Genomic DNA, 9,130 nt, shown 5'->3' on the forward strand with positions numbered 1-9,130 from the left:
CAATGAGCTGGCTAAATGCATTTATTTGCTCGAAGGTGAGCGATAAAGTAAATAAAAGACCGCAGGAATGAGCAGCATAGAGATAAGCGGACTCAGAATCATCCCACCAATCATTGGCGCAGCTATTTTTTGCATCACTTCATTACCAGTTCCCACTCCTAACATAATAGGCAACAATCCGACGACTATCGTGATGACTGTCATTGCTTTTGGCCGGACTCGTTGCACTGCTCCGACTTCAATGGCCGTTGTGATATCAGATGAATGCTGTTTCATCGCCTGATTCAGATAAATCAACATAACCACACCAAACTCAGCCGCAACTCCAGCAAGCGCGATCATACCGACCGCTAAAGCTACGGAAAACTGATAGTCCAAGTAATATACAAACCACACTGATCCAGCAAGAGCCACAGGCAAAGTCAGCATCACTAACATCGCTTGTGCTACCGATGAAAAAGCCAGATGTAGAATCACAAAAATAATCAACAAAGTTATCGGCACTACATAGTGAAGCTTCGCTTCAACACGCTGCATATATTCAAATTGCCCTGCAAATGAAATGGTGTATTTTGCTGGCAACTCGAGCTGCTCATCCAGTAAAAGCTGTGCACTCTCAATATATTCGCCAATCACCACATTTGGGGCTAAATCGATAAATGTCCATGCGATTGGCCGACCATTTTCGCTTTTAATCATTGCCGGGCCTTCTTTAATTGCGATATCTGCAATTTGATCAAGTGTCACCCACGCTCCCGTTGGTGTTACAAAGGGCAAACGGGCTAGATTTTCTAACTGATCTCGATATCGCCTCGGATAACGTAAATTGATTGGGTATCGTTCTGAACCTTGAATCACCTCACCAATATTTCCGCCACCCAGCGCATATTTTATGACTTGCTGAATATCGTTGATGCTTAAACCATATTTCGCTGCATCTGATCTTCTTGGCATAATATCGATATAGCGGCCCGACTGTGAACGCTCCGAGTAGACAGAACGAGTACCGACTAATGGCGATAATATGCCTTCAATTTTCTGCCCTATTGCTTCTATTTGGGCAATATCTTGCCCTGATATTTTTATACCTACAGGAGTTTTAACCCCTGTTGAGAGCATATCAATACGGGTTTTGATCGGTTGAACCCAAGCATTGGTTAATCCTGGAAACGTAATTTTATTCTCGAGCTCCTCAATTATTTTGTCGAGTGTCATCCCTTCTCGCCATTGAGACTTTGGCTTTAGCGCAATCGTCGTCTCAAGCATAGTGAGTGGCGCTGGATCAGTGGCCGTTTCTGCTCGACCGACCTTCCCAAATACACTCGCCACTTCTGGCTGGGTTTTTATTAGCCGATCGGTTTGTTGTAAAATTTCCCCGGCTTCGGCAATTGAAATTCCAGGTAAAGTCGTCGGCATATACAATAAATCGCCTTCTTCAAGCTCAGGCATAAACTCAGAACCCATTTTAGAGATGGGATAATAACTAGAAATAGCAATCAAAATTGCAAATAACACAACTAGCCTAGGCGCTTTTAAACAAGCTCTTAACACAGGTTTGTAAAGAAAAATAAGTATCCTATTAACTGGATTACTGGTTTCTTTAGGAATTTTACCTGTAACTAAATAACCCATTAAGACTGGAACAAACGTAATTGATAATAAAGCGGCAGCGGCCATCACGAAGGTTTTTGTGTAAGCCAAAGGCGCAAATAACTTTCCTTCTTGAGCCTCCAATGAAAACACCGGAATAAAGCTCAAGGTAATTAACAGCAACGATAAAAATAAAGCCGGCCCCACTTCAAGCGAAGCATTTTTTACTAACTGCCAATGCACAACCCCCTTAGCTGGCTGACCATACTGCTGTTGATGCTCATCTAAGTGTTTGTGTAAATTTTCAACCATGACAATGGCTGCATCGACTAAAGCACCGATAGCAATTGCTATGCCTCCTAAGCTCATGATATTGGCATTAATGCCCATCGCACGCATTGCAAGAAACCCTAACAACACTGCAATAGGTAAACAAATAGCCGCGACAAGTGTCGAGCGCACATGAAGCAAAAAAATAAAGCAAACAAGTACAACGACAATAATTTCTTCTATCAATTTGGTTTTGAGTGTGTCGACAGAACGCTCTATCAATAAGCTACGATCGTACACAGGCACCAGCTCAACCCCCTTTGGCAAACTAGCTTGCAGTGAGGCCAATTTTAGTTTAACTGCTGCAATCGTCTTCAGCGCATTTTCGCCATGACGCATGACGACTATTCCACCAACAACTTCGCCCTCACCATTGAGTTCAGCAATTCCCCTGCGCATTTGTGGCCCCATCCGAATCGTGGCGACATGCTCTAGCAATAATGGGGTTCCTTGCTCACTCATTAGGCCTAATGGAATTTTTTTAAAGTCGTTAAGTGACTTTAAATAACCTTGACTACGAACCATATACTCAGCTTCAGCCATTTCTAATACTGAGCCTCCGACTTCTTGGTTTGCTTGCTCTACAGCTTGCTTTACTCGGCTTAAAGTCAAACCATATTGCATCAATCTTCGAGGTTCGATCACTATTTGATAAGTGTTTTCCATTCCGCCAACAGTCGCCACTTCGCTGACACCAGCCACTGATTGCAATTCAAACTTAATGAACCAGTCTTGCAATGCTTTTAAATCTGCCAGATGATGTTGACCACTGGTATCTTTAAGTGCGTATTGATAAATCCAGCCAACCCCGGATGCATCTGGCCCGAGTACAGGTTTAGCCCCTTGAGGCAATTTTGCCGAGACTTGATTCAAATATTCCAACACACGCGAACGTGCCCAGTATAAATCGGTATCATCTTCAAAAATAATATAGACATATGAATCACCGAAAAACGAAAACCCTCTAACGGTTTTCGCTTTTGGAACCGCCATTAAGCTACTTGCTAGTGGAAACGTGACCTGCTGCTCAACGATTTGTGCTGCCTGCCCAGGAAAGCTCGTTTTTACGATAACTTGTATATCAGATAAATCAGGAATAGCATCAAGTGGAGTATCTTTAATGGCTTTAACCCCCAGTACCACACTTAATATCGCAAGCAAGACGACCAACATTTTATGCTTTAAACTTAAGCTAATAATTGATTGAATCATTGGTAGTCCTTAATGCTGATGCGCGGTGGGGGCTGGTGTGCTCATCTTAAAAATGGTTGAGCGAATATTGGCTTCAGAATCAATTAAGAATTGACCAGAAGTCACGACTTCATCCCCTTCCTTTAACCCTGAAATCACTTGAGCTCGCCCCTGGGTGATCATTCCTATTGCTACCTCAACAGCACTAAAACCCGTGTCTGATGTTTTTACAATCACTCGGTTTTGTTTTTCTGTTCTAATTAGCGCTTCTACTGGAATGTTTAATACATCTTTTTTAGGCCCACCATAAATACGAACATTAGCGATCATTGCAGGTTTAAATAAATGATTGGAGTTATCGAGTGCCAAGCGGACTTTCAATGTACGTGTTGTTTCATCTAATGCTGGATAGATATATTCAATTTGTCCCTCTGCACCATAAACATCGATGGCAGGTAAATCAAACTCAGCCCATTTTCCTGTTTTAACCCAATCCATTTGATGTTCAAAAACATCCGCGAGCACCCATACCCGATCCAAATCAGATAACGTCATCATGCGATTTTCAGGCTTAACAAACATTCCTTCACCAATACTCAACTCTGTAACAACAGCGTCATACGGTGCATAATAGGGTACTTGAAAGAAAGATTGTTTACGTGTTTCGAGCTGGTCGATAAGCTTGTCCGCCATACCCAATAATTTTAGGCGTGTACGCCCTCTTTGTTTTAACTGCTCTGTAACTTGCTGGCGATTTTGAAACATCGAAATATAATCATCTTGCGCAACGACCAAATCCGGTGAGTATATCTCGTATAACAGCTGGCCTTTCTTTATTTCCTCCCCTAATGTCTTCACTTGGAGATTTTCAATCCAGCCAGATGCACGAGGATGAATGTGATGAATTCCATTTTCGTCATAGTTAATTTCTCCAAAAGTTTCAATGTAACGCCATAGTGTACTTTTAACCACCTTCGCTGTTGTCAACGCCATGCTTTGCTGCATCTGACCAGATACACTGACACTCACATCATTACTATCAGTTTCGGTCTGGTTGTCTATTCGCACGAGATCCATCCCGCAAATTGGGCATTTACCCGGATGAGTTTTAACAATATGACTATGCATTGGACATACATAATGGCTTTCTTTTACGGTACTAAATAAGTTTTCTGGTTTAACTTGTGTCGAATCAGCCCAAATTAAAGTCGGCAAAAACACCAATAGGATTAATGTAAATAATTTCATTTCACTTTCTCAATAAATAAAAATACACCACCTAACTAGGTGGATGGGTGGGACCTTGCAAAAATATTTATTAAGTGATTGGGGGGATTAACCAGCTTTGCTGTGGTTTCGGGTAATGGAATAGGGTGTAGAGATGTTGATCTTGTAAATGCGGCATGCCATCAAGCTGTAAATTTACCGGCAAGATAACGAAGGTTATGTGGCAATGTGTTTGGCACTGCGCGCAGTCACCATCACAATCATGGCTAATCAAAGGCAGCTGAAGTTCATCGCAACAGTCATGAGTCGACGTAGGCATCTCTTTTACATGTTCTTGTTGCATCATTTCATGATTCATCGGGCAACCTTGTGCCTCAGCACTTGCTGGTGAAGCAAAGCCGATGTTTAATGAGACAAGAAAATAAATGACATATTGAATAATCTTCATAAGCACGAGTCTACGCCAATATTAATAGCTGTACCAGTAAAGATTGAATCAACATCTCGCAACATAAAGACTCAGCATAATTAGAAAAACTGCATTCAATAAAGGGCAATCTAACAGTAAATAAAATTGTATATTGTTTACTGTCATTAATAGCTAAATATGCTATTTTGAGCGCCCTTTTAAATATGTGTATTCTTTAATCGAACAAGTATGATTAAAAACCAACGTCACGCGATTTATTATGGCTTAGCTGCTGTATTACTCTGGTCAACTGTCGCGACCGCTTTCAAACTTGCATTAAGCGAACTTAGCTCATTACAATTGCTTTTTTTTGCATCATTCTTCAGTTGGAGCTTTCTCGCTTGCTGTTTGATTAAAGAAAAGCAATATTTATTAGTAGTGCCTTCATTCAAAGCTCATCCATGGCGATACCTGAAACTCGGTAGTATTAACCCTTTTTTGTATTATCTAATTTTATTTAAAGCCTATGAGCTACTTCCCGCACAACAAGCTCAAGCACTCAATTATACTTGGGCTATTACATTGAGTATTTTAGCTGTGCCATTACTTGGTCAAAAACTTAGAAAAGCAGATATTCTATCCTTAGTATTTGCTTACTTTGGCGTACTTATCATTAGTACTAAAGGCCAAATTACAGAACTAAATTTTGAAAGTCCGCTCGGTGTCTCACTCGCACTTTTAAGCACATTGCTTTGGGCTCTCTATTGGATTTTTAATACTAAAAACACCGATAAACCAATTATCAGCCTATTTATCTGTTTTACAATTGGCCTACCTTTAATTGCTGCAGTAATGAGTTGGCAATCTGCTTGGCTGATGCCAAGCACAACAGGCATTTTAGCGGCTCTTTATGTCGGTTTATTTGAAATGGGAATTACATTTGTTTTATGGTTAATTGCGATGAAAAAGGCGGAAAACACTGCGAAAGTGAGCAACTTAATCTTTATCTCGCCATTTTTATCTCTAGTCTTTATTTATACTTTTTTAGGCGAAGAAATTCACCCTACCACCCCAGTTGGCCTCGCACTCATCGTCACAGGTTTGATCATTCAGAAAGTAGCGACAAAAAAACCAAAACAAAACTTATAGTCGAGAATTATTAGTAACAATGAAGACTTAAACTATATACGAACAAAAAACCTGATTTCATATCAGGTTTTTTGTTCGGTATCACGCAGCAATATTTACTTGGTTTGGCTTTACCAATACCCATCTTTCCATGGGCTAGACTCGTTACTTCGAATTCATGATGCTCAAACACCATTAGCCTATAAATAATCACTCACTGGGCAAACTCACCAAACCTATAATGGTTTTAACTAGCGGATCAAGCTGAACAATACAACATCCACCTTAGTTAACAACTTTTGATAAGAGATAAACATGTTTAATATAGTATTGGTTTAGGCTGAAAAACTGTTGCAGTACACTTGAAAATATCTAAAGATTAAACTGCTGCATTCTACAAAAATAAAAACGCAGACAGCAAAAAGCCCGACTCAATGAGTCGGGCTTTTCTTAATAGGAGCCTGGCGATGTCCTACTCTCACATGGGTAATCCCACACTACCATCGGCGCTGTTTCGTTTCACTACTGAGTTCGGAATGGGATCAGGTGGGTCCAAAACGCTATTGTCACCAAGCAAAATTTTGCCGTTTTACCGCTTTCGCCGTAAAACTAAATTCGGAACGCTGATTTTAAAATTGTCTACTTCAGTCTATCTAACTTCTTGCTTATTCATCAGTGCTTCATACAAACCACTTTGGCGTTGTATGGTTAAGCCTCACGGGTAATTAGTATAGGTTAGCTTAACGCCTCGCAGCGCTTCCACATCCTACCTATCAACGTTGTAGTCTCCAACGGCCCTTTAGTGGAGTTAAACTCCAAGTGAGAACTCATCTCGAGGCTCGCTTCGCGCTTAGATGCTTTCAGCGCTTATCGATTCCGAACGTAGCTACCGGGCAGTGCCATTGGCATGACAACCCGAACACCAGCGGTTCGTCCACTCCGGTCCTCTCGTACTAGGAGCAGCCCCTCTCAATTCTCAAACGCCCACGGCAGATAGGGACCGAACTGTCTCACGACGTTCTAAACCCAGCTCGCGTACCACTTTAAATGGCGAACAGCCATACCCTTGGGACCGACTTCAGCCCCAGGATGTGATGAGCCGACATCGAGGTGCCAAACACCGCCGTCGATATGAACTCTTGGGCGGTATCAGCCTGTTATCCCCGGAGTACCTTTTATCCGTTGAGCGATGGCCCTTCCATTCAGAACCACCGGATCACTATGACCTACTTTCGTACCTGCTCGACTTGTCCGTCTCGCAGTTAAGCTTGCTTCTACCATTACACTAACCGTACGATGTCCGACCGTACTTAGCAAACCTTCGTGCTCCTCCGTTACTCTTTGGGAGGAGACCGCCCCAGTCAAACTACCCACCAGGCACTGTCCGCAACCCCGATTAGGGGCCTACGTTAGAACATCAAAACTACAAGGGTGGTATTTCAAGGACGACTCCACAACAACTAGCGTCGCTGCTTCAAAGTCTCCCACCTATCCTACACATGTAGGTTCAATGTTCAGTGCCAAGCTGTAGTAAAGGTTCACGGGGTCTTTCCGTCTAGCCGCGGGTACACAGCATCTTCACTGCGATTTCAATTTCACTGAGTCTCGGGTGGAGACAGCGTGGCCATGGTTACACCATTCGTGCAGGTCGGAACTTACCCGACAAGGAATTTCGCTACCTTAGGACCGTTATAGTTACGGCCGCCGTTTACCGGGGCTTCGATCAAGAGCTTCTCCGAAGATAACCCCATCAATTAACCTTCCGGCACCGGGCAGGTGTCACACCGTATACGTCATCTTTCGATTTTGCACAGTGCTGTGTTTTTAATAAACAGTCCCAGCCACCTGGTTACTGTGACTGCCAACAGCTTAAGGAGCAAGTCCTATCACCGTCAGCAGCGTACCTTCTCCCGAAGTTACGGTACTATTTTGCCTAGTTCCTTCACCCGAGTTCTCTCAAGCGCCTTAGTATTCTCTACCTGACCACCTGTGTCGGTTTGGGGTACGATTCAGCATGAACTGAAGCTTAGAGGATTTTCCTGGAAGTATGGCATCAACAACTTCACTACCGTAGTAGCTCGTCTCGTATCTCAGTCTTAAGAACCCGGATTTGCCTAAGTTCTCAACCTACTTACTTTCACATGGACAACCAACGCCATGCTTGCCTAGCCTGCTCCGTCTCCCCATCGCATTCATGCCGAGTACGGGAATATTAACCCGTTTCCCATCGACTACGCGTTTCCGCCTCGCCTTAGGGGTCGACTCACCCTACCCTGATTAACATGGGATAGGAACCCTTGGTCTTCCGGCGTGCGGGTTTTTCACCCGCATTATCGTTACTCATGTCAGCATTCGCACTTCTGATACCTCCAGCAAACCTCCCGGTTCACCTTCAACGGCTTACAGAACGCTCCCCTACCCCGCATACATAAGTACGCAGCCGCAGCTTCGGTGGTATGTTTAGCCCCGTTACATCTTCCGCGCAGACCGACTCGACCAGTGAGCTATTACGCTTTCTTTAAAGGATGGCTGCTTCTAAGCCAACCTCCTGGCTGTCTGGGCCTTTCCACATCGTTTCCCACTTAACATACACTTTGGGACCTTAGCTGGCGGTCTGGGTTGTTTCCCTCTTCACGACGGACGTTAGCACCCGCCGTGTGTCTCCCGGATAGTACTTTACGGTATTCGGAGTTTGCAAAGGGTTGGTAAGTCGGGATGACCCCCTAGCCTTAACAGTGCTCTACCCCCGTAAGTATTCGTCCGAGGCTCTACCTAAATAGATTTCGGGGAGAACCAGCTATCTCCCGGTTTGATTAGCCTTTCACTCCTAGCCACAAGTCATCCCCTAACTTTTCAACGTTAGTGGGTTCGGTCCTCCAGTTGATGTTACTCAACCTTCAACCTGCCCATGGCTAGATCACCGGGTTTCGGGTCTATACCTTGCAACTATACGCCCAGTTAAGACTCGGTTTCCCTACGGCTCCCCTAATTGGTTAACCTCGCTACAAAATATAAGTCGCTGACCCATTATACAAAAGGTACGCAGTCACCTAACTAGTAGGCTCCTACTGCTTGTACGTACACGGTTTCAGGTTCTATTTCACTCCCCTCACAGGGGTTCTTTTCGCCTTTCCCTCACGGTACTGGTTCACTATCGGTCAGTTGGGAGTATTTAGCCTTAGAGGATGGTCCCCCTATATTCAGTCAAGATAACACGTGTCCCGACCTACTCGATTTCACTTACTATAGATTTTC

General features: G+C 43.5%; 4 protein-coding genes and 2 rRNA genes (1 of these 6 running past the window's edge). 1 reads left to right on the top strand and 5 read right to left on the bottom strand.

Translation table 11 applies throughout. The annotated features are described in order from the left end of the window. Nucleotides 1-21: 21 nt before the first annotated feature. The 3 genes from AC3KVK_RS14925 to AC3KVK_RS14935 all read right to left on the bottom strand — a co-directional run bounded on the left by AC3KVK_RS14925 (nucleotide 22) and on the right by AC3KVK_RS14935 (nucleotide 4,786). A complete protein-coding gene (locus tag AC3KVK_RS14925; protein ID WP_490311675.1) occupies nucleotides 22-3,132 on the bottom strand; it encodes an efflux RND transporter permease subunit in 3,111 nt (1,036 codons plus the stop codon). 9 nt (nucleotides 3,133-3,141) lie between these two features. Further along, nucleotides 3,142-4,359: an efflux RND transporter periplasmic adaptor subunit gene (locus AC3KVK_RS14930; RefSeq protein WP_490311674.1), complete on the bottom strand. Its 1,218-nt coding sequence runs from the start codon at nucleotides 4,357-4,359 to the stop codon at nucleotides 3,142-3,144. 70 nt (nucleotides 4,360-4,429) lie between these two features. After that, nucleotides 4,430-4,786 (bottom strand): hypothetical protein, encoded by a 357-nt coding sequence (locus AC3KVK_RS14935; protein WP_490311673.1) that lies wholly within the window; start codon nucleotides 4,784-4,786, stop codon nucleotides 4,430-4,432. 210 nt (nucleotides 4,787-4,996) lie between these two features. Between AC3KVK_RS14935 and AC3KVK_RS14940 the strand changes: the two genes are divergently transcribed. After that, the gene (locus tag AC3KVK_RS14940; protein ID WP_490311672.1) at nucleotides 4,997-5,896 is read left to right on the top strand and encodes a DMT family transporter; all 900 of its coding nucleotides are present in this window, start codon (nucleotides 4,997-4,999) and stop codon (nucleotides 5,894-5,896) included. 438 nt (nucleotides 5,897-6,334) lie between these two features. Here AC3KVK_RS14940 and rrf read toward each other — a convergent pair. Both rrf and AC3KVK_RS14950 read right to left on the bottom strand, forming a co-directional pair. Next, nucleotides 6,335-6,449, bottom strand: a 5S ribosomal RNA gene (gene rrf, locus AC3KVK_RS14945). Nucleotides 6,450-6,579: 130 nt separating this feature from the next. Beyond that, nucleotides 6,580-9,130 (bottom strand): 23S ribosomal RNA (locus tag AC3KVK_RS14950) (it continues 333 nt past the right edge of the window).

It is taken from the genome of Pseudoalteromonas sp. J2K-J979 (genome assembly GCF_058169715.2).